Annotated in this window: 1 protein-coding gene; it reads left to right on the top strand. The window is 54.1% G+C overall.

The genetic code is table 11. The annotated features are described in order from the left end of the window. Positions 1-2,241 (top strand): Ig-like domain-containing protein (locus JCM17844_RS13800; RefSeq protein ID WP_150001477.1); only part of this gene is annotated, 2,241 nt, incomplete at its 5' end. Between the last annotated feature and the right edge of the window lie 75 nt (positions 2,242-2,316).

The following is a 2,316-nucleotide window of genomic DNA, read 5'->3' as shown; positions in this document are numbered from 1 at the left end:
AGTGATGTGGATGCCAGCGACACCCTGACCTTCAGCTTGCTCGATGGCCCTGCGGAGGGGGTGGCCACGGTCAATGCCGATGGCAGCTATCGCTTTGACCCTGCTGACGGTTTTCAGGATTTGGCGGAGGGTGAAAGCCGTGATGTGTCTTTCACCTATCAGGTGGATGATGGCAATGGCGGTACGGATAGTGCGACCGTCACCATCACCGTTACCGGCACCAATGATGCGCCGATAGCTTTTCCCGCTGCAGTTGTCACATTTGAGGATGGTCCCGCAGTCGATGGGCGGCTTTTCGCCTTGGATGCGGAGGGGGATGATCTGACCTTCAGCCTGCTTGATGGTCCTGCGGAAGGGATGGTCACGGTCAATGCCGATGGCAGCTACCGCTTTGATCCTGCCGATGGTTTTCAGGATCTGGCGGCAGGTGAAAGCCGCGATGTGTCTTTCACTTATCAGGTGGATGATGGCAATGGTGGCACGGATACCGCGACGGTGACTATCACCGTTACCGGCACCAATGATGCGCCGCTGGCTTTTCCCGCTGCCGCTGCCGCATTCGAAGATGGCCCTGCAGTCGATGGGCGGCTTTTTGCCTTGGATGCCGAGGGAGACGATCTGACTTTCAGCCTGCTCGATGGCCCTGCGGAAGGGTCGGTAACGGTGAATGCCGATGGCAGCTATCGCTTTGATCCTGGTGATGATTTTCAGGATCTGGCACCCGGCGAAAGCCGTGATGTGTTCTTCACCTATCAGGTGGATGATGGCAATGGAGGCATCGCGTCAGAGCGTGTGGTCGTAACCGTTGAGGGCACCAATGATGCGCCTGTTTTAACGGCTCATCAAGAAGGCGACATCAGTGTTGATCTTGATGCACGCACCATGACGATCGATCCCGATAATGGCTCTACGGCTCGTTTGGGAGATTTCGTAACTGTTGATGCCACGGGCATTGATGGAAATGCAGCGGATTTGTTTGTGTCGAGCCGGGATGGGATTGGTATTCATGGCGTGCGGCTGAACAGCCAGATCGATTTCGATCCCAGAACCCAGACCTCGGAAAAATTGACGCTCACATTTGATGAGCCAGTGACCAATGTGGAGATTGTCACCGAACGTCAGATTGAACGGGAATTCCCCGGCGGCGAACAAGGGAAGTGGACGGCTTATGATGCCGATGGCCATGAAATCGCATCCGGTATGCTCAATCTTGATGAAGGCACGCGGTTGTCTGGCTCTTCGGTTGCCTACACATTGGATACAGGGGGGCGTGCCGTTGCCTCTGTGGTCATTGAAGCCGTTGATGTAACAGGAAAGTCATCCGGCGATAATTCGGATTTCACGATAAAATCCATTGGTTTTGATAAAATTCCTGAAGCTATCCCCGATGATGGGGTCATCGCTATTGACCTGTCTGAAGGCACGGTTGCCGGGGCCGAAATTTTTGATTTCGATGTCATGGATTCAGATGGCGATACTGGCCTTGTGTTTGGCTTTGCCGAGGGCAATGATGATGGCGCTTTTGCCATCGACCCCGACACCGGCGTTGTCACGGTGGCCGATCCTTCAAAACTTGGCAGCGAAGGAGATGCAGACCGGTTTTTGGTCGTTGAGGTTTCTGATGGAAATGGCGGCACGGATAGTGCCACAATTCAAGTAACGCTCCCTGTTGAGGAGACGGGGCGTGGTACAGAAGGGGGTGCTTCCGCCATCAATACCAAGACAGGAACAGATAGAAGTGATCTGCTGATGGGCAGTTCAGGCGATGATCATATTATTGGCCTTGGTAAAAGCGATCTTCTGATCGGACGCTCGGGTAATGACCATCTGGAGGGTAATGACGGCAGCGACATTCTTTTCGGCGGCTCTGGCAATGATCGGCTAGAGGGGGGCTCTGGCAATGACATTTTGTCGGGTGGTTCTGGTAATGACACACTCTCTGGTGGGACGGGCAATGATCTCATGCTCGGCGGCAGTGGAGATGATATCTTCCTGATCGAGGAAAATGCAGGTCATGACCTGATTTCCGGGGGTGGTGGCGCCTGGACCGATAGCATTGATCTGTCGGCTGCGGTGAGCAGCGGGCAGGACTGGACCATCGAATTGCAAAACGGAGAGACGTTCAACAGCAATGATGTGGAGGGTAGTTTCCTTGCATTGGGCGATGACGGGCACGGAACCATCACGCTTTCCGATGGCAGCAGTATCGACTTTACCGATATTGAAAATGTGGTCTGGTAGAGGTCGGGTCAGCATCTCTTGATGCTGAAGATGATTATCTTGCAGAGGAGGGGCATAAAATGCCCCTCAGGCTGC

Source organism: Iodidimonas gelatinilytica, from assembly GCF_008579125.1.
GTDB classification, from domain to species: domain Bacteria; phylum Pseudomonadota; class Alphaproteobacteria; order Sphingomonadales; family Rhodothalassiaceae; genus Iodidimonas; species Iodidimonas muriae.
Note: the sequence above shows the minus strand (reverse complement) of the source record. Positions and strands in the feature narration are given on the sequence as shown.